The sequence below is a fragment of the Reyranella sp. genome (assembly GCF_965279465.1).
Lineage (GTDB): Bacteria > Pseudomonadota > Alphaproteobacteria > Reyranellales > Reyranellaceae > Reyranella.
Window position 1 is genome coordinate 3,863,610 of sequence record NZ_OZ257242.1, and the last position, 17,804, is coordinate 3,881,413.

Annotated in this window: 16 protein-coding genes and 1 tRNA gene; 15 read left to right on the forward strand and 2 right to left on the reverse strand. The window is 67.3% G+C overall.

Features of this window, described 5'->3' with window-relative positions:
- The first annotated feature begins 3 nt into the window (after window positions 1–3).
- From ACQY8M_RS18920 to ACQY8M_RS18955, 8 genes are all read left to right on the forward strand, one after another.
- Complete coding sequence (locus ACQY8M_RS18920) at window positions 4–2,019, forward strand: AsmA family protein (protein ID WP_428675026.1); 2,016 nt, start codon at window positions 4–6, stop codon at window positions 2,017–2,019.
- Between the two features lie 159 nt (window positions 2,020–2,178).
- The gene (locus ACQY8M_RS18925) at window positions 2,179–2,895 is read left to right on the forward strand and encodes an ATP12 family chaperone protein (RefSeq protein ID WP_428675028.1); all 717 of its coding nucleotides are present in this window, start codon (window positions 2,179–2,181) and stop codon (window positions 2,893–2,895) included.
- Window positions 2,896–2,897: 2 nt separating this feature from the next.
- Window positions 2,898–3,770, forward strand: a complete 873-nt coding sequence (locus ACQY8M_RS18930; protein WP_428675030.1) for a phosphonopyruvate hydrolase — start codon at window positions 2,898–2,900, stop codon at window positions 3,768–3,770.
- Between the two features lie 125 nt (window positions 3,771–3,895).
- On the forward strand, window positions 3,896–4,186 hold the full coding sequence (locus ACQY8M_RS18935) for a GIY-YIG nuclease family protein (RefSeq protein WP_428675032.1): 291 nt from the start codon (window positions 3,896–3,898) through the stop codon (window positions 4,184–4,186).
- 237 nt (window positions 4,187–4,423) lie between these two features.
- Complete coding sequence (locus ACQY8M_RS18940) at window positions 4,424–5,956, forward strand: acyl-CoA carboxylase subunit beta (RefSeq protein ID WP_428675034.1); 1,533 nt, start codon at window positions 4,424–4,426, stop codon at window positions 5,954–5,956.
- Between the two features lie 9 nt (window positions 5,957–5,965).
- On the forward strand, window positions 5,966–6,199 hold the full coding sequence (locus ACQY8M_RS18945) for a hypothetical protein (protein ID WP_428675036.1): 234 nt from the start codon (window positions 5,966–5,968) through the stop codon (window positions 6,197–6,199).
- Between the two features lie 5 nt (window positions 6,200–6,204).
- Window positions 6,205–8,157, forward strand: coding sequence for an acetyl-CoA carboxylase biotin carboxylase subunit (locus ACQY8M_RS18950; protein ID WP_428675397.1), 1,953 nt, complete (start codon window positions 6,205–6,207; stop codon window positions 8,155–8,157).
- 4 nt (window positions 8,158–8,161) lie between these two features.
- Window positions 8,162–8,443 (forward strand): acylphosphatase, encoded by a 282-nt coding sequence (locus ACQY8M_RS18955; protein ID WP_428675038.1) that lies wholly within the window; start codon window positions 8,162–8,164, stop codon window positions 8,441–8,443.
- A gap of 104 nt (window positions 8,444–8,547) precedes the next feature.
- Here ACQY8M_RS18955 and lipB read toward each other — a convergent pair whose 3' ends face one another.
- Window positions 8,548–9,270 carry a lipoyl(octanoyl) transferase LipB gene (lipB, locus tag ACQY8M_RS18960; RefSeq protein ID WP_428675040.1) on the reverse strand — a complete coding sequence of 241 codons (723 nt, stop codon included), beginning with the start codon at window positions 9,268–9,270 and terminating at the stop codon, window positions 8,548–8,550.
- Between the two features lie 100 nt (window positions 9,271–9,370).
- On the opposite strand from lipB, the gene ACQY8M_RS18965 reads away from it, so the two are divergent.
- The 3 genes from ACQY8M_RS18965 to mgtE all read left to right on the forward strand — a co-directional run bounded on the left by ACQY8M_RS18965 (window position 9,371) and on the right by mgtE (window position 13,177).
- A tRNA-Leu gene (locus ACQY8M_RS18965) sits at window positions 9,371–9,455 on the forward strand.
- A 69-nt stretch (window positions 9,456–9,524) separates the two neighbouring features.
- Entirely contained in the window at window positions 9,525–11,819 is a 2,295-nt protein-coding gene (locus ACQY8M_RS18970; protein ID WP_428675042.1) for an NADP-dependent malic enzyme, read from the forward strand.
- Entirely contained in the window at window positions 11,816–13,177 is a 1,362-nt protein-coding gene (gene mgtE, locus ACQY8M_RS18975; protein WP_428675044.1) for a magnesium transporter, read from the forward strand. Before ACQY8M_RS18970 ends, mgtE begins: the two co-directional genes overlap by 4 nt.
- A 16-nt stretch (window positions 13,178–13,193) precedes the next feature.
- Here the strand turns inward: mgtE and ACQY8M_RS18980 are convergent, their stop codons facing one another.
- On the reverse strand, window positions 13,194–14,060 hold the full coding sequence (locus ACQY8M_RS18980) for a LysR family transcriptional regulator (protein ID WP_428675046.1): 867 nt from the start codon (window positions 14,058–14,060) through the stop codon (window positions 13,194–13,196).
- 77 nt (window positions 14,061–14,137) lie between these two features.
- Between ACQY8M_RS18980 and ACQY8M_RS18985 the strand changes: the two genes are divergently transcribed.
- The 4 genes from ACQY8M_RS18985 to ACQY8M_RS19000 are packed head-to-tail and all read left to right on the forward strand — an operon-like array spanning window position 14,138 to window position 17,782.
- On the forward strand, window positions 14,138–14,896 hold the full coding sequence (locus ACQY8M_RS18985) for an enoyl-CoA hydratase/isomerase family protein (protein WP_428675048.1): 759 nt from the start codon (window positions 14,138–14,140) through the stop codon (window positions 14,894–14,896).
- Between the two features lie 59 nt (window positions 14,897–14,955).
- The gene (locus ACQY8M_RS18990) at window positions 14,956–15,450 is read left to right on the forward strand and encodes a hypothetical protein (protein WP_428675050.1); all 495 of its coding nucleotides are present in this window, start codon (window positions 14,956–14,958) and stop codon (window positions 15,448–15,450) included.
- The gene (locus ACQY8M_RS18995; protein WP_428675052.1) at window positions 15,447–16,619 is read left to right on the forward strand and encodes an isovaleryl-CoA dehydrogenase; all 1,173 of its coding nucleotides are present in this window, start codon (window positions 15,447–15,449) and stop codon (window positions 16,617–16,619) included. Before ACQY8M_RS18990 ends, ACQY8M_RS18995 begins: the two co-directional genes overlap by 4 nt.
- Window positions 16,620–16,621: 2 nt before the next feature.
- Window positions 16,622–17,782 (forward strand): aminotransferase class V-fold PLP-dependent enzyme, encoded by a 1,161-nt coding sequence (locus ACQY8M_RS19000; protein WP_428675054.1) that lies wholly within the window; start codon window positions 16,622–16,624, stop codon window positions 17,780–17,782.
- The last annotated feature ends 22 nt before the right edge of the window (window positions 17,783–17,804 follow it).

Below are 17,804 nucleotides of genomic sequence, written 5' to 3' on the forward strand. Positions count from 1 at the left end.
CAGATGCGCATTCCCTGGCGGCGGGTTATTTGGGCGGCGGTCATCCTGGTGCCGGTCGTGGCGGCGGGAATCATCCTGTGGCTCAGCACGCGCGACCTCTCGCGCTATCAGGCGCGCCTCACCGAGCAGATCCGCAAGGTAACCGGCCGCGAGATCGCCGCGCGTGTTCCACTGTCTGTGAAGTTCGGGCGCGAGCCGGCGCTGGTCGCCGAAGGCGTGACGCTCTCCAACGCGCCGTGGGCATCGCGCCCCGAGCTTGCCCGCGTCCGCCGCCTCACGATGTATCTCGATCCCTTCTCGCTGCTCCTCGGTGAGGCGAAAGTCGGCAAGGTGCTGCTCGAAGGCGCCGACATCACCATAGAGCGTAACGAGGTGGGCGACACCAACCTCGAGATGCTGCCGCCGCCCGATGGTTCGGGGCCGCACGCCGGCGAGAATCGCTCGCTTCGCCTGCGCAGCACTCCGGCCTTCCCGTGGATCGGCACGATCGAGGTCCGCGATTCGGTGCTGACGATCTCCGAAGGCGCCGGCAGGCCGTCGGTCGTGCTCAATGTGGCGCGCGGCAGCTTCAAGTCGACCGCGCCCAACCAGCCGCTGCAGATGGACGCGAGCCTCAGCGCGCCGCAGGCGACGCCGCTCGAGCTGACCGGGACGCTGGGTTCATTCGATGGCTGGATGCGGGGCTTGCCGGGCAACATCGATGTTCAGGGCGGTTACGGCGGCGGCAAGATCGCGATCAAGGGCAGCGTCGGCACCAAGGGCACCGCCCTGCAGGTCACGAGCGAGGGCCCGGATGTCGCAGTCTTCGGTCCCTATATCCGCCTGCCGCTGCCGTCGGGCGGCCCCTATGCGCTGACTGCGAAGGTCGGCACCCAGCGTAACGGCCTCAAGGTCGAGGTGCCGTCGCTCAAGGTCGGTGCCTCCGACCTGAGCGGCGAGGCGCTGTTCCGCGCCGACCGCAGCGGCACGCCCGTCGCCTCGGTGAACATCGACGCCGCGAAGATCGACCTTGGCGGGTTGCGCGCGGCGCCTGCGTCGGCACCCAACCCCGGCACGCCGCCGCCACCACGTCGCTTCCTGCCGACCGCCCAGCTCCAGGCAAGCTGGCTCGGCCGTGAGACGGTCTCGGTGACGGCGCGCGTCGGCGAGATGACCGGGCTGTCGGCCAAGATCACCAACGGTTCGGTGACCTTGTCCTCCACGGAAAAGCGCTTCGCCTTCCGTGGCGCGGCCTCGGTGGGCAGTGGCTCGGTGAGTTTCGACCTCGTCTTCGATCCCACGGGCCGAGCCGGGCAGACGACGCTCACGGCCACCGCGAGCAAGGTGTCGATGGCCGATCTCGGCGCCCTGCTGGGCCTCGATCTCGGCCTCAAGGACGCCGTGGGCGACCTCGACCTGCGGCTGCGCGGCGGCGGCCGCAGCGCGGGCGGCGCGCTCAACAGCGCCAGCGGCGTGATCGAGTTCGGGGTCGGCAAGGGCGTCTGGCCGGCCGACGGATTGGCGGGCTGGCCGGCCGAATCGTTGCGCCTGCTGAATGCGAGCGACAACGGCGCGGGCTTCAATTGCCTCGCCGGGCGCTTCGAGGTGAGTGGCGGCGTCGCCAACCTGCGGCGGCTGGTGTTCGACACGCCGCGCGCGACCTGGATCGGCGGCGGTTACGTCTCGCTGCGCAACGAGGGCTGGGAGTTCATCGTCGTGCCCGAGGCGCGCGACGGGCCAGGCGCTCAGCTCGCTTCTCCGCTGCGAATCAAGGGCGGCACCGGCCGCCCGGCCGCCGGCGCGCCCGAGCCGGGACTCGGCAAGCTTCTGATCGGGGGCGGTGTCGTGCCCAGCCTGACGGGGACCCTGAACCAGAGCGCCCGCCAGCCCAACGCCAACGCCTGCGCCGTCATGGCGCCCCGGGTCGACGGCATGAGGCCCGGCCTGCGCGCGCAGCTTCCGACCCCGACGGGCGATCGCGAGCGTCAGAACCGGCGGGCACAAGGCCAGACCCCGGCGCAGCGTCGGCACACGGAGTAGGGCTGACGGACCCGTCGTCCCGAGCGCAGCCGAGGGACCTGTTCATGTCATCGCCAGCACCATGAACAGGTCCCTCCACTCCGCCTCGCTGCGCTCGGCTCCGGTCGGGACGACGGAGGTCTTGTCCCCGGCCGGCATCGGCGTGTAAGCCGTTCGCCAATGAAGCGCTTTTACAAGGATGCGGCGGTCGATGCCGGCGATGGCGGCTTTCGCGTGCTGCTGGACGGCAAGCCGATGCGTACGCCGGCCAAGGCGGTGCTGGTCGCGCCCACCGAACCGCTTGCCCAGGCCATCGCCGCGGAATGGCGCGACGTGCCGGAAAAGGCAGAACTCAACGTCTCCCACCTGCCGCTGACGCGCCTTGCCGCCACCGGCATCGATCGCGTTCCCGGCCAGCGCGCGCGCGTGATCGACGACACCGCGAAGTACGCAGCCTCCGACATGCTGTGCTATCGCGCGACGGCGCCCGACAGTCTCGTTCAGCTTCAGATCGACACGTGGCAGCCGCTGCTCGACTGGGCCGCGGAGCGCTACGGGTCCGAGCTTGCCGTGGCGGCCGGAACGACCTTCGTGACGCAGCCCCACAGGGCGTTGGCCGCTCTGCGCAAAGCCGTTGCCGCGCACGACGACCTGGCGTTGTCGGCGCTCTACAATCTCACGCACATCGCCGGTTCGGTCGTGATCGCGCTCGCGATTTCGGAAGGACATCTGCCGGCGGACAAGGCGTTCGCCGCGGCCCAGCTCGACGAGCTCTATCAGCTCGAGCGCTGGGGCAGCGACCCGACCGCAACGCAGCGGCACGAGAACATTCGTCGCGACATCGAGGCCGGCGCGCGGTTCCTCGCGCTGCTCGGCGATGGACGGCTGAAAGGATGATCATGGGTGCGGGCAGCAGGTTCCGGGAGATCCTGGCGAAGAACGGCCTCGTCGAGGCCATGGCGGCGCACAGCCCGCTCTCGGCCATGCTGGCCGCCGAGGCGGGGTTCGACGCGATCTGGGCATCGGGCTTCGAGCTGTCGGCGATGTACGGCGTGCCGGATGTGAGCGTCGTGTCGATGACGCAGCATCTCGACATGACGCGCGCCATGGCCGAGCGCTCGGGCATTCCGGTGGTCGCCGACATCGACACCGGCTTCGGCAACGCGATCAACGTGCTCTACGCCGTCGAGCAGTACGAGCGCGCGGGCGCCGCCGCGATCGTCATGGAAGACAAGAGCTTCCCCAAGGTCACCAGCCTGATCGCCGGCGGCCGGCAGGACATGGTCCGCATCGAGGAATTCCAGGGCAAGATCGAAGCTGCGCGTACCGTGCGCAAGGACAAGGACTTCGTGATCGTGGCGCGCACGGAGGCGCTGATCGCTGGCCTCGGCCAGGAAGAGGCGCTGAAGCGGGCGCGGGCTTACGAGGCGGCCGGCGCCGACATGATACTGGTCCATTCCAAGCAGAAGACACCCGACGAGATCGAAGCCTTCGTGAAAACATGGGACGGCAAGGCGCCGATCGCGCTGGTGCCGACCGCCTATCCACAGATGACGGTGGCGCGGGTCCGGGAGCTGAAGAAGATCGGCCTGCTGATCTGGGGCAATCATGCTGTGCGCGCGTCCGTCGGCGCGATGCGCAGGACCTTCGCCCGGATCCGCAAGGACGGCGGAATTCACGGCGTGGAATCGGAGATCGCTACGGTCGAGGACGTTTTCGATCTGCAAGGCATGGCCAAGGTGAAGGACGACGAGAAGCGGTTCCTGCGCTGAAGATCTGCGAGGTCCTTCGCTGCGCTCAGGACGACTGATTCCTGTGTATGCTCCACTCGAATCCGTCGTCCTGAGCGCAGCGAAGGACCTCACGCCAACCGCATACTCGGTGTAGCCTAATCCGAATGACTGACCGCCAATGCTGGGTCTACGCTCTGGCCAGCGGATCGGGCAACGCGATGTACATCGGCGTTACGAACGATCTCGAAAAGCGTGTGTGGGAACATCGGAACGGTAGCGGAAGCGAATTTGTGAAGAAGTATCGCGTCACCCGCTTGGTCTATGCCGAAGAGTACGACAATCCGACGGACGCGATAGCGCGCGAAAAGCAGCTGAAGGGGTGGCGTCGTGAACGCAAGAACGAGCTGGTTCGCTCCATGAATCCCGAATGGAGGGATCTAATGCCCCCTTCATAACATCGGCCCGTGTCTGATCGGTCTGTGAGGTCCTTCGCTTCGCTCAGGACGACATATTGCTGATGCCCAATCCTCGAATTTGTAGTCCTGAGCGCAGCGAAGAACCTCACGCCGGCAGCGCGCTCGGTGTGGTTCTTGCAGGCGGATGCACGACATATTGGGCGTGCCGCGCCTGACGGGGGCTGGATTTATTGAGCCTGATGCCCGAAAACGGACTTCGAAGGCCGGAGTGACTGAATGCAGAAGATGTTGGAAGAGCTGGAGCGGCGCCGGGCGGCCGCGCGGGTGGGCGGCGGGCAGCGCCGCATCGACGCGCAGCACGCCAAGGGCAAGCTGACGGCGCGCGAGCGCCTCGACGTGCTGCTCGATCCGGGCTCTTTCGAGGAGCTCGACATGTTCGTCGAGCACCGCTCGACCGACTTCGGCATGGAAAACCAGAAGATCCCGGGCGACGGCGTGGTGACCGGCCACGGCACGGTCAACGGCAAGCTGGTCTATGTCTTCAGCCAGGATTTCACCGTGTTCGGCGGTGCCCTCTCGGGGATGCATGCCGCCAAGATCTGCAAGGTGATGGATACCGCCATGAAGGTCGGGGCGCCGGTGCTCGGTATCAACGATTCGGGTGGCGCACGCATCCAGGAGGGTGTCGATTCGCTGGCGGGCTATGCCGACGTGTTCCAGCTCAACGTGATGGCCTCGGGTGTGATCCCGCAGATTTCGATGGTCATGGGGCCCTGCGCCGGCGGCGCGGTCTATTCGCCGGCCATGACCGACTTCATCTTCATGGTGAAGGACAGCTCCTACATGTTCGTCACCGGTCCCGACGTGGTGAAGACCGTGACGCACGAGACGGTGACCCAGGAAGAGCTGGGCGGCGCGCTCACCCACACGCAGAAATCCGGTGTTGCCGATCTGGCGTTCGAGAACGACGTCGAGGCTCTCCTGCAGCTTCGCCGTTTCGTCGACTTCCTGCCGTCGAGCAACCGGGAGAAGGCGGCAGTCCGGCCGACGCACGATCCGATCGACCGCGACGACTTCTCGCTCGACACGCTGGTGCCGGACAATCCCAACAAGCCGTACGACATCAAGGAGCTGATCCTGAAGGTTGTCGACGAGGGCGATTTCTTCGAGCTGTCGCCCGAATGGGCCGGCAACATCGTGGTCGGCTTCGGTCGCATGAACGGCCGCACGGTGGGCTTCGTCGCCAACCAGCCGATGGTGCTGGCCGGCTGCCTCGACATCGATTCAAGCCGCAAGGGCGCACGCTTCGTGCGCTTCTGCGACGCTTTCAACATCCCGATCGTCACCTTCGTCGACGTGCCAGGATTCCTGCCGGGCACGACGCAGGAATTCGGCGGGATCATCAAGCACGGCGCCAAGCTGCTCTACGCCTATGCCGAGGCGACGGTGCCCAAGGTCACCGTCATCACCCGCAAGGCCTACGGCGGCGCCTACGACGTGATGGCGTCCAAGCACCTGCGCGGCGACGTGAACTATGCCTGGCCGGGCGCGGAGATCGCTGTGATGGGAGCCAAGGGCGCGGTCGAGATCATCTTCCGCTCCGACATCGGCGACGCCGCCAAGATCGCGGCCCGCACCGAGGAATACCGGCAGAAGTTCGCCAATCCGTTCGTCGCCGCCAATCGCGGCTTCATTGACGACGTGATCATGCCGCACGGCACGCGCCGGCGAATCTGCAGGGCGCTGAAAACCCTTGAAACCAAGAAGCTCGACAATCCGTGGCGCAAGCATGGCAACGTTCCGTTGTGATGGGGCGCCATGAGCCTGTCGCCGGAAGAGCGGATGCGCCGGGCACGGTTCGTGCGTCTGCATCTGATCGTGGCGCTGTTCGCCTTGCTGGTGCTGATCGCCGCCAATGCGCTGTTCACCAGCCGGTATCCGTGGTGGCTCTGGGTCTTGGCGGCCTGGTTGCCGCTGATCGCCATCCACAAGGCCTGGTCGATGGGCCTGTTCGAGCGCAACGAGCTCGACCGCAATAAAGAGGGATCATGACCAAGCTGTTCGACAAGATCCTGATCGCCAACCGGGGCGAGATCGCCTGCCGCGTGATCCGCAGCTGCAAGCGGCTCGGCATCAAGACGGTGGCGGTCTATTCCGAGGCCGACGCCGACGCGCTGCATGTGCGCGAGGCCGACGAGGCGGTGTTCATCGGCCCGCCGCCGGCGACGCAGTCCTACCTGCTGATCGACAAGATCGTCGAGGCCTGCAAGCAGACCGGCGCCCAGGCCGTGCATCCGGGCTACGGCTTTCTGTCGGAGAAGCAGGATTTCCAGAAGGCGCTGGCCGCGGCCGGCATCACCTTCATCGGCCCCGACGCGCATGCGATCTACGCCATGGGCGACAAGATCGAGTCCAAGAAGCTCGCGCAGGAGGCTGGCGTGAGCACGGTGCCGGGCTATCTCGCCGCGATCCCCAATCCCGACGAGGCGGTGAAGATCGCCAACGACGTCGGCTATCCGGTGATGATCAAGGCCTCGGCCGGCGGCGGCGGCAAGGGGATGCGCATCGCCTACAACGACACCGAGGCCCGCGAGGGCTTCGTGTCGGCGACCAACGAGGCCAAGGCGTCCTTCGCCGACGACCGCGTCTTCATCGAGAAATACGTCGAGGAGCCGCGCCATATCGAGATCCAGCTGATCGCCGACGGCCACGGCAACTGCCTCTATCTCTGGGAGCGCGAGTGCTCGATCCAGCGCCGCCACCAGAAGGTGATCGAGGAGGCGCCGAGCCCGTTCCTCGACAAGGCGACGCGCAAGGCGATGGGCGAGCAGGCGGTCGCGCTCGCCAAGGCGGTGCAATACAAGAGCGCCGGCACGGTCGAGTTCATCGTCGACAAGAACCGCAAGTTCTACTTCCTCGAGATGAACACCCGCCTGCAGGTCGAGCATCCGGTGACCGAGCTGATCACCGGCCTCGACCTCGTCGAGCTGATGATCCGCGTCGCGGCCGGCGAGAAGCTGCCGCTGAAGCAGAAGGACGTGAAGCTCGAAGGCTGGGCGGTCGAGGCGCGCGTCTATGCCGAGGATCCGTTCCGCAATTTCCTGCCCTCGACCGGCCGGCTCGTGAAGTATCGCGAACCCAAGGCCGGACCGGACGTGCGCGTCGACACCGGCGTGTACGAGGGCGGCGAGATCTCGATGTTCTACGATCCGATGATCGCCAAGCTCTGCACCTACGGGAAGGATCGGCTGCACGCGATCGACCGCATGCGCCGCGCGCTGGACGAGTTCTACGTGCGGGGCGTGTCGCACAACGTGCCGTTCCTCGCCGCGCTGATGGCCCACCCGCGTTTCCGCGAGGGCCGGCTGACCACCAACTTCATTGCCGAGGAGTTCAAGGGCGGGTTCACCGCGGCCGACTTGCCGCCGCGCGATCCCGCCGCGCTGGCCGCGGTCGCCGCGGTTGCCGAGCGGGTGCGTGACGAGCGGCGCGGCACGACACAGGACAGCCGGACCGTCATGCTGAACCGCACGCCCGTGGCGCTCACGATCACGGGCAAGGGATCCGGCTTCGCGGTCGAGGTCGCCGGCCGGCGCATCGAGATCGAAGCCGATTGGCAGCCCGGCGATCCGCTGTTCCACGGCAAGGTCGATGGCCAGGTGGTCGCCGTGCAGGTCGACGCTGTCGGCTCGGGCTGGCGCCTGATCCATGAAGGCGGGCAGGCCGAGGCGCTGGTGCTGACGCCGCGCCAGGCCGAGCTCTACGCCCTTATGCCGGTCAAGGCGGCGCCCGATACGTCGAAGTTCCTGCTGTCGCCGATGCCGGGCCTGTTGGCCTCAGTGGCGGTGAGCGAGGGCCAGGAGGTCAAAGCCGGCGAAGCACTGGCCGTCGTCGAGGCAATGAAGATGGAGAACGTGCTGCGCGCCGTGCAGGACGGCACGGTGAAGGTGATGCACGCCAAGGCCGGCGACAGCCTGAAGGTCGACCAGAAGATCATCGAGTTCGCCTGAATCGATGGCGTTGCAGGCCCGACTCACCATCACCGGCCGGGTGCAGGGCGTCGGTTATCGCGACTGGGCTATGGCCACGGGCCGTCGCCTCGGCCTCGCCGGCTGGGTGCGCAACCGCCGCGACGGTGCCGTCGAAGCGCTGATCGTCGGCGATGAGGCCGCCGTCGGCGAGATGATCGAAGCCTGCCGCCGCGGCCCCGCGCTCGCGCGGGTCGACGGGATCGACGTCGATCCCATCGATCTCGATATTCTCCCGGAAGGTTTCACCCGGCTGCCGACGGTGTGAGCACTGCTTGAGCAAAGAAGAGCTTTCCTCCCCCGCTTGCGGGGGAGGTGGCGCGGCAATCCGCGACGGAGGGGGCGTCACGCACCATCTCGCGTCGCGCCCCCTCAGCGTAAGACGCGGACACCTCCCCCGCGAGCGGGGGAGGGATGTGAGGGCTCGTCGCTCAAAACGACGGCGGGATTGGCTGCTTCGCCCAGCGGCCCGAACACCTCGTCGAAGGTCTCGGCCAGCGCCATGTCGAGATCGGTCATGGTCACCGGCAGGCCGAGATCGACCAGCGAGGTCACACCGTGCTGGGCGATGCCGCAGGGGACGATGCCGGCATAGTGCGACAGGTCGGGCTCGAGGTTGATCGACAACCCGTGGAAAGACACCCAGTGGCGGATGCGGACGCCGATGGCGGCGATCTTGTCCTCGCGGCTGCCCTCGCGCGCCACCCAGACGCCGACCCGGCCGACCCGGCGTTCGGCATGCACATTGAAGCGGGCGAGGGCGCGGATCGTCCATTCCTCGAGGTCGGAGACGAAGCGTCGCACGTCCTGGCGGCGCCGGCGCAGGTCGAGCATAGCATAGACCACGCGCTGGCCCGGCCCGTGATAGGTGTATTGCCCGCCGCGCCCCGCGGCATGGACGGGAAAACGCATCGGCTGCAGGAGGTCAGCGGCCTTGGCGCTGGTGCCGGCGGTGTAGAGCGGCGGATGCTCCAGCAGCCAGACGAGCTCGCCGGCGTGGCCCGCGCGGATCTCTGCCACGCGCGTTTCCATCGTCTCCAGAGCCTCATCGTAAGGAACAAGACAGTCCGAGATGCGCCATTCGGGCCGGGTCATTGTGGCAAAATCGGTATTTATCGCCTCATACGCAAGGGCATTACGGGCGCACCTTGCCACTGGGGAGCCTATTTGGTATCCCCCGCGCCATCGATCCGGCGCGGCCATGGCGGAATTGGTAGACGCGCTAGCTTGAGGTGCTAGTGCCGCGAGGCGTGGAAGTTCGAGTCTTCTTGGCCGCACCAACGCCGGATCGATCGAAAAGGAAGTTGTGAGATGCCGCCCTTCGGGGCGGCCCTTTTTGTCTGACGGAGATGGGGGCGGGCTTGGCGGATGAACTGACCGAAAGCGCGCTCCGCTACCATCGTCTCCCCCGGCCGGGAAAGATCGAGGTCGTCCCGACCAAGCCGCTGGCGACCCAGCGCGACCTTTCGCTCGCCTATTCGCCCGGCGTCGCAGCGGCCTGCTACGAGATCGTGCGCGATCCTGCGACCGCCGCCGAGCTTACCGCCCGCGCCAACCTGGTCGGCGTCGTGACCAATGGCACGGCCGTGCTCGGGCTGGGCGCGATCGGGCCGCTCGCCGCCAAGCCGGTGATGGAGGGCAAGGGCGTCCTGTTCAAGAAGTTCGCCGGCATCGACGTGTTCGATATCGAGCTGGCCGAGCTCGACCAGGAACGGCTGGTCGAGGTGATCGCGGCGCTCGAGCCGACCTTTGGCGGCATCAACCTCGAGGACATCAAGGCGCCCGAGTGCTTTTACGTCGAGCAGAAGCTCCGGGAGCGCATGAAGATCCCGGTGTTCCACGACGACCAGCACGGCACCGCAATCATCGTCGGTGCGGCGATGCTCAACGGCCTGTCGCTGGTCGGCAAGGACATCGCCAAGGTGAAGCTGGTCGTGTCGGGCGCGGGCGCGGCGGCGCTGTCGTGCCTCGGCGTGCTCGAGAAGCTCGGCCTGCCGCGCGAGAACATCTGGGTCACCGACATCGCCGGTGTGGTCTGGAAGGGCCGCAACGAGCTGATGGACCCGTGGAAGGAGCGCTATGCGCGGGACACCCAGGCCCGCACGCTGGGCGAGGTGATCGGCGGCGCGGACATTTTCCTTGGCCTCTCGGCGGCAGGGGTCCTGAAGGGCGAGATGGTTGCAAAGATGGCGGCCAATCCGCTGATCTTCGCGCTGGCCAATCCCAATCCAGAGATCACGCCGGAGGACGTCGCCGCGGTGCGCGACGACGCGATCATGGCGACCGGCCGCAGCGACTATCCCAACCAGGTCAACAATGTCCTCTGCTTTCCCTACATCTTCCGCGGTGCGCTCGATGTCGGGGCCACGACCGTCAACGACGAGATGAAGATCGCCTGCGTGCGCGCCTTGGCCGAGCTCGCCCGCAAGGAGCCGTCCGAGGTCGTGGCCCGCGCCTTCGGCGAGGCGGTGGGCGGCTTCGGCCCGACCCAGATCATCCCCAAGCCGTTCGATCCGCGGCTGATCGTCGAGCTCGCCCCGGCCGTGGCCCAGGCGGCGATGGCTTCGGGCGTGGCTACACGGCCGATCGCGGACTTCGACGCCTACCGCCAGCAGCTCAACCAGTTCGTCTTCAAGTCGGGCCTGGTGATGCGGCCGGTGCTCGAGCAGGCGCGTGCCGCGCCCAAGCGGGTGATCTTCAGCGCCGGCGAGGACGACCGCGTGCTACGCGCCACTCAGATCATTCTCGACGAGCGCATCGCGGTGCCGATCCTGATCGGCCGGCCCGACATCGTGCGGCGCCGCGCCGAGCGGCTCGGATTGCGCTTCCGGCCGGGCATCGACGCCGAGGTGATCGATCCCTCGAGCGATTCGCGCTACGACCAGTATTGGGGCGCCTATCATAGGCTGATGGAACGCCGCGGCGTCACCCAGCCGACCGCCCGCAACCTGGTGCGCTCCAGCCCGACGCTGATCGCGGCGCTTGCGGTCCATCTTGGCGATGCCGACGCCATGATCGCCGGCGCCTATGGCCGCTTCCGCACGCATTTCAACCATGTGCGCGACGTGATAGGCTTGGGCGAGGGCGTGAAGCACATGGCCGCGCTCAGCCTGCTGGTCATGCCGACCCGCTCTCTGTTCATCGCCGATCCCTACGTCAACCAGGATCCGGACGCCGACACGCTGGCGGAGATCACGCTGCTCGCGGCCGACGCGGTGCTGCGCTTCGGCATCCAGCCCAAGGTGGCGCTGCTGTCGCACTCGCTGTTCGGCAGCTCCGATCACCCTTCGGCACGCAAGATGGCCGAGGCGGTCGAGCTGCTGCACAAGCGGGCGCCCTCGCTCGAGGTCGACGGCGAGATGCACGGCGACGCCGCGCTCGATCTCGAGATTCGCCAGACCGTGTTCCCGAATGCGCGGCTGAAGGACGTGGCAAACCTCGTTATCTGCCCCAACCTCGACGCCGCGAACATCGCCTTCAACCTGCTCAAGACCGCGGCCGACGGGCTGCACGTCGGGCCGATGCTGCTCGGCACGGCGCGGCCGGCGCATGTCCTGACCCCTTCGGTGACGGCGCGCGGCATCCTCAACATGACGGCGCTCAGCGTCGTCGAAGCGCAGCGCCTCGCCGAGGCGCGGGGATGAGCGCCGAGGGCGATGCCCTCGATGAGGTGACGCCGGAGCTGGTTCGGTTCGTCGAGGCCGCGCTTGCCGAGAACAGGACGGACGAAGTCAGGGGCCTGCTGAAGGAGCTGAGCGCGGTTGGCCAGGCTTCCGTGATCGAGCAGGTATCCGAGAGCGAGCGCGACGCCCTGATCGCCCTCATCAAGCGCGATCTCGATCCCGAGGTGCTGACCGAGCTGGACGAGGACGTGCGCGACGACGTGCTCGACCAGCTCGACAGCAAGGACATCGCCGCAGCCGCGCGCGAGCTCGAGACCGACGACGCAGCGAACCTTCTCGAGGATCTGTCGGAGGAGGAGCGGCTCGAGGTGCTGGCCGAGCTGCCGGCCGCGGATCGCGCGGATATCGAGCAGGCGCTGGCCTATCCCGAGGACAGCGCCGGCCGGTTGATGCAGCGCTCGCTGGTCAAGGTGCCCCAGAGCTGGAGCGTCGGCCAGGTCATCGACTACTGCCGTGAAGCGGACGATTTGCCCGACGACGTCTACGACCTGTTCGTCATCGACCGCGGCGGGCGGCTGCGCGGCTCCGTTCCGCTCGGCCGCATGCTGCGCAGCAAGCGGCCGGTGCCGATTCTCGACATCGTAGATCCCGACATTCCCTCGGTGCCGGTGACCGCCGACCAGGCCGAAGTGGCCCATCTGTTCCGCGATCAGAACCTGGTGTCGTGCCCGGTGGTCGACGCCAGGGGCCGGCTGGTCGGCGTGATCATGGTCGACGACGTGGTCGACGTGATCGACGAGGAGGCCGAGGAAGACCTTCTGAAGATGGGCGGCGTCGGCACCGACGACATGCATGCCAACACCGTGCGCACCGTGCGCCTGCGCGGTGTTTGGCTGGCGGTGAACCTGTTCACGGCCGTCATCGCCTCGCTGGTGATCGGCCAGTTCGAGGGAGCGATCGAGAAGATCGTGGCGCTCGCGGTGCTGATGCCGATCGTTGCCTCCATGGGCGGCAATGCCGGCACGCAGACGGTCACAGTGGCCGTGCGCGCGTTGGCCATGGGCGAGCTCACGCCGGCCAATGTGATGCGCTTCATCGGCAAGGAGTTTGCTGTCGGCGGCCTGAACGGCATCATCTTCGCGCTCATCATGGGCGGCGCGGTTGTGCTCTGGTACCAGGACTGGCGGCTCGGCGCGGTGATCGGCGCGGCGATGGTCTGCAATCTGGTGGCAGCCTCGCTCGCTGGCACCCTGATCCCGATCGGCTTGCAGAAGTTCGGTGTCGATCCAGCCGTATCCTCTACCGTGTTCCTCACGACGGTGACCGACGTGATCGGTTTCCTTGCCTTCCTCGGTCTGGCGACGATCTTCCTGTTGTAGAGCCCCGGGGACGTGCCTATCGCGCGAAGGCCAGCCGGTCGTCGGCGGTGGCGGCATCTCGTAGCGCCGCCGCGGTATCGGGATCGGCATCGTCGCGCCACGCCAGGATGACGCGGCGCTCGAGCGCGACCTCGCGGATTTCCGCGGCGGCCATTCCCGGGCGCAGGAGAGAGCGCGGCATGAACGCAACGCCGAGGCCTGCCAGCACGGCGGCAGCGCAGCGCTCTTCGTTGGCGGAGCGCAGTACGGCGCGGGGGCGGACGCCGGCGATCGTGAGCAGGCGTTGTGCCTCTTCGTGGGCCTCGCAATCGGCACGCAGGATGAACGGCGTCTCGGCGAGATCGAAGGCGGCCCAGCGGTCGCGTGTGGCGATACGGTGGCCGGTTGCGGCGGCCAGGACGTAGGGTTCTCTCAGAATCTGAACGGCGGTGGCGACAGCGATCGGTTCGCGCACCGGGAAGAGAGCGACGTCGCACCGGCCGCGCCGCCAGCGCTCCATCACTATTGCCGCCGTGCCTTCGGAGATTTCGATGTCGAACGGCAGCCGCCGCTGCGCCGTCGCAAGCCACTGCATCGCCGCCTGGATCGGCAGGGTGGAGCCGATCGCCACCCGCAGGAGCCGGTGCTGCCGGCTTGAGCGTTGCTCGGCGAGGGCGGCTTGCCAGGCCTCGACCATGGCGCGGGCGTGGGGCAGCAATTTCTGCCCGGCCGCTGTCAGGGCGGCGCGGCGGCTGCGGTCGAACAGGCGGGCGCCGATCTCCTCCTCGAGCCGGCCAATGCCGGCAGACAAGGTCGGCTGCGTGACGTGACATCGTTCGGCCGCGACGGTGAAGTTTCCAGTCTCGGCGACGCGCAGGAAATAGCGGATGAACACGAGGTTCATGATCATAGACGATGACAATATTTCTGAGAGAAACAATCGATTTCCTCTATGGGCGCATCGTGCGTAAACCCTCCTCCATGTCCCGCCTCACCCTTTCCGTTCGCACCGACGGCATCGCCGTCGTGACCCTGGCCCATCCGCCGATGAACACGATGGATGCGCTGCTCCTCGAGGAGATGACCGGCCTGTTCGAAGGCCTCGCCACCGAGCCGGCCGTACAGGCGGCGATCATCCGGGGCGAGGGGCGCGCCTTCTCCGCCGGCCTCGACCTCAAGCTCGTGCCCCAGCTCGATCGCCTCGGTCAGCGCCGCCTGGTCGACGCGCTGAACGATTGCTTCGGCACGCTCTACGCCTGGCCCAAGCCGCTGGTCGCCGCGATCAACGGCCATGCCATCGCCGGCGGGATGATCCTCGCCCTGTGCGCCGACTGGCGGGTGGTCGCCGACGTGCCGATGGAGGCGAGCCTCGCGGAGGTCCGGGTCGGCGTGACCTATCCGGTGGCGCCGCTCGAGATCGCGCGCAACGAGCTGGCCCCGACCACCGCGCGTCGCCTGGTCCTGCTTGGAGAGTCGCTCGATGCGCGCGAAGCCGAAGCGCTGCGCGTCTTCGACGAGTGCGTGCCGGCGGACGAGCTGACGACCCGTGCGCTCGCCCGTGCGCAGCGCTATGCCGCCCTGCCGCCCAACGCCTTCGCCACCACCAAGCGCGAGCTGCGCGCGCCTGTGCTCGGCCGCATTGCCGAAGCCCGCAGCGGCCGGCGAGAGCCGCGACTTGCGTCCTGGCTCGGCGAGGAGATGCGTCGTGCGGCGGCCGCGGTTCTCGGCCGCGCTGCATGATCGGGGGTGCTTCGCAGGCGCTTTCCAGCGAGGTATCGTCACGCCGTGGAGGATGAACGATGCCGGCTGTCGCCCGACGGGTTGCGATGCTCGTTTCGAGGAGCGTGGGGCCGCCGGTCCGGGTCGCCGCGCTTGTCGGCGTGCTGGCGCTTGCCACGCCGTCGCTCGCCCAAAATCGAGTGCCGGGCGAGCGCCCGCTCGAGGCGCTGGTCAAGGTGTCGCTCCTGAGCTTCAACGATGCCAATGTCACCGGCAACTTCACGGTCTTCCATGCCAAGCTGTCCAAGCCGTTTCGCCAGCAATTCACACCCGAGCGCCTGCAGGAAACGTTCAAGTCGTTCGCCGAGCAGCAGATCGACTTCGACATCATTGCCGCCTACAAGCCGGTCTATGAGCCGGCAGCCTTGGTCAACGGCGATGGCCGGCTGATCGTCAAAGGTTACTTTCCCACCGAGCCCACCCGTGTCCTGTTCGACCTGGCGTTCATCCCGTCGGACGGCGAGTGGAAGCTCATCAGCATCCATGTGAAGACAGAGAAAGCTCCCCAGCGATGATCCCCAATGCGATGCCGCCCTTCGATTTCGGCCTCGGCGAGACCGCCGACGCGCTGCGCGACCAGATCCAGCGCTTCGCGTCGACGGAAGTCGCGCCGATCGCGGCCGAGATCGACAAGACCGACCGGTTCCCGCGCGAGCTGTGGCCCAAGATGGGCGAGCTCGGCCTGCACGGCATCACGGTCGAGGAGGAGTACGGCGGCTCTGGACTGGGCTATCTCGAGCATGTCATCGCGGTCGAGGAGCTGAGCCGCGCGTCCGCGGCGGTGGGGCTGAGCTACGGCGCGCACTCCAATCTCTGCGTCAACCAGATCCGCCGCAACGGCAACGACGAGCAGAAGCGGCGCTTCCTCCCCAAGCTCTTGTCCGGCGAGCATGTCGGCAGCCTGGCGATGAGCGAATCGGGCGCGGGCTCCGACGTCGTCTCGATGAAGCTCCGCGCCGAGAAGAAGGGCGACCGCTATGTGCTGAACGGCACCAAGATGTGGATCACCAACAGCCCGGACGCGCAGGTCATCGTGGTCTATGCCAAGACCGATCCCGCCGCCGGCTCGCGCGGCATCAGCACCTTCATCGTCGAGACCGACCGCAAGGGTTTCAAGGTGGCGCAGAAGCTCGACAAGATGGGCATGCGCGGCTCCTCGACCGGGGAACTGGTGTTCGAGGATTGCGAGATCCCCGAAGAGAACCTGCTGGGCGCCGTCGGCAAGGGCGTCAACGTGCTGATGAGCGGGCTCGACTACGAGCGTGCGGTGCTGGCGGCCGGCCCGCTCGGCATCATGCAGTCGGCGATGGACATCGTGGTGCCCTATGTCCACGAGCGCCGCCAGTTCGGCCAGGCGATCGGTGAGTTCCAGCTCGTGCAGGGCAAGCTCGCCGACATGTACACGACGATGAACGCCTGCAAGGCCTATGTGTACGCCGTCGCCAAAGCCTGCGACCGCGGCCAGACCACACGCAAGGATTCGGCCGGCGCGATCCTGTACGCCGCCGAGAAGGCGACCCTGGTGGCGCTCGACGCCATCCAGCTGCTGGGCGGCAACGGCTACATCAACGATTACCCGACCGGCCGGCTGCTGCGCGACGCCAAGCTCTACGAGATCGGCGCCGGCACCAGCGAGATCCGCCGCATGCTGATCGGCCGCGAGCTGTTCGCGGAGACGGCGTAGTCGTGACCAACGCGCTCGGCGCGGCGATCCGCCACGAATGGGACCTCGATCCGGACTTCCTGACACTCAATCACGGATCGTACGGCGCGACGCCGCGTGTCGTGCTGGCCGAGCAGGATCGCTGGCGCAGGCGGATGGAATCGCAGCCGACGCGGTTCTTCTTCCTCGAGCTGCCGGGCGCGCTGAGAGAGGCGGCGGGGCGGATGGCCGGCTTTCTCGGCGCGACGGCCGAGGATGTCGCATTCGTCCCCAACGCGACGACGGGATGCAACGCCGTGCTTCGATCGCTTCACCTCCAGGCGGGTGATGAAATCCTGCACGTCAGCCACGTCTACAACGCCGTGCGCAACACCATCCTGCATCTGGCGGAGCAGGCGGGCGCGACGGTCGTCGTGGCTGAGATCCCATTCCCACGGCCCGACGTGGCAACGATCCTGACCAACATCGAGCGGGCGATCACCAAGCGGACCCGCATCGCGGTCATCGACCACATCACCTCGCCGAGCGGCCTCGTGCTGCCGATCGCCGACATCATCCGGCTGTGCCGTACCGCCGGCGTCCCGATCCTGGTGGATGGCGCGCACGGTGCGGGGCAGGTGCCGCTCGATCTGCCGGCGCTCGATCCCGACTGGTACGTCGGCACGTGCCACAAGTGGCTGTCGGCGCCGAAGGGCTGCGGCTTTCTCTACGCCCGCGGCGACCGCCGCGCCGAGCTCCATCCCGTCACCATCTCGCACGGCTACGGCCAGGGCTTCACCGCCGAATTCGACTGGACGGGAACCACCGATCCCTCTGCCTACCTCGCGCTCCCCGCCGCGATCGCGTTCTTCGAACGGCTGGGCGGCGTGGCGTTGATGGCGCGCAACAAGGCGCTGGTCACGGAAGCGGCTGCCCTGCTCGCGGCAGAGCTGCGCACGGAGATCGGCGCCCTGCCGGAGATGATGGGAAGCATGGCATCCGTGCGCCTGCCACTGGGGATCGAGTCGACGCGGTCGGAGGCGATCCGCGTGCGGCGGGCCTTGCAGGCGGCCAATGTCGACAGCCCCGTTCACCCCTTGGCGGGCGGCATGTGGCTCCGTCTCTCCGCCTATGCCTACAACGAAATTGCCGACTACGAACGCCTCGCGGCGCTGCTTCCCGGAGTGCTGGCGCGATTGACGTGAGCATGCTTTCAATACACACTGT

Excerpts from the sequence above, each read along its gene's own strand:
- ACQY8M_RS18930 (WP_428675030.1), top strand. The coding sequence starts at position 2,898 with ATGGGTGCGGGCAGCAGGTTCCGGGAGATCCTGGCGAAGAACGGCCTC.
- ACQY8M_RS18925 (WP_428675028.1), top strand. The coding sequence starts at position 2,179 with ATGAAGCGCTTTTACAAGGATGCGGCGGTCGATGCCGGCGATGGCGGC.
- ACQY8M_RS18940 (WP_428675034.1), top strand. The coding sequence starts at position 4,424 with ATGCAGAAGATGTTGGAAGAGCTGGAGCGGCGCCGGGCGGCCGCGCGG.
- ACQY8M_RS18995 (WP_428675052.1), top strand. The coding sequence starts at position 15,447 with ATGATCCCCAATGCGATGCCGCCCTTCGATTTCGGCCTCGGCGAGACC.
- ACQY8M_RS18935 (WP_428675032.1), top strand. The coding sequence starts at position 3,896 with ATGACTGACCGCCAATGCTGGGTCTACGCTCTGGCCAGCGGATCGGGC.
- mgtE (WP_428675044.1), top strand. The coding sequence starts at position 11,816 with ATGAGCGCCGAGGGCGATGCCCTCGATGAGGTGACGCCGGAGCTGGTT.
- ACQY8M_RS18985 (WP_428675048.1), top strand. The coding sequence starts at position 14,138 with ATGTCCCGCCTCACCCTTTCCGTTCGCACCGACGGCATCGCCGTCGTG.
- ACQY8M_RS18920 (WP_428675026.1), top strand. The coding sequence starts at position 4 with ATGCGCATTCCCTGGCGGCGGGTTATTTGGGCGGCGGTCATCCTGGTG.
- ACQY8M_RS18980 (WP_428675046.1), bottom strand. The coding sequence starts at position 14,060 with ATGAACCTCGTGTTCATCCGCTATTTCCTGCGCGTCGCCGAGACTGGA.
- lipB (WP_428675040.1), bottom strand. The coding sequence starts at position 9,270 with ATGACCCGGCCCGAATGGCGCATCTCGGACTGTCTTGTTCCTTACGAT.
- ACQY8M_RS18945 (WP_428675036.1), top strand. The coding sequence starts at position 5,966 with ATGAGCCTGTCGCCGGAAGAGCGGATGCGCCGGGCACGGTTCGTGCGT.
- ACQY8M_RS18955 (WP_428675038.1), top strand. The coding sequence starts at position 8,162 with ATGGCGTTGCAGGCCCGACTCACCATCACCGGCCGGGTGCAGGGCGTC.
- ACQY8M_RS18970 (WP_428675042.1), top strand. The coding sequence starts at position 9,525 with ATGGGGGCGGGCTTGGCGGATGAACTGACCGAAAGCGCGCTCCGCTAC.
- ACQY8M_RS18990 (WP_428675050.1), top strand. The coding sequence starts at position 14,956 with ATGCCGGCTGTCGCCCGACGGGTTGCGATGCTCGTTTCGAGGAGCGTG.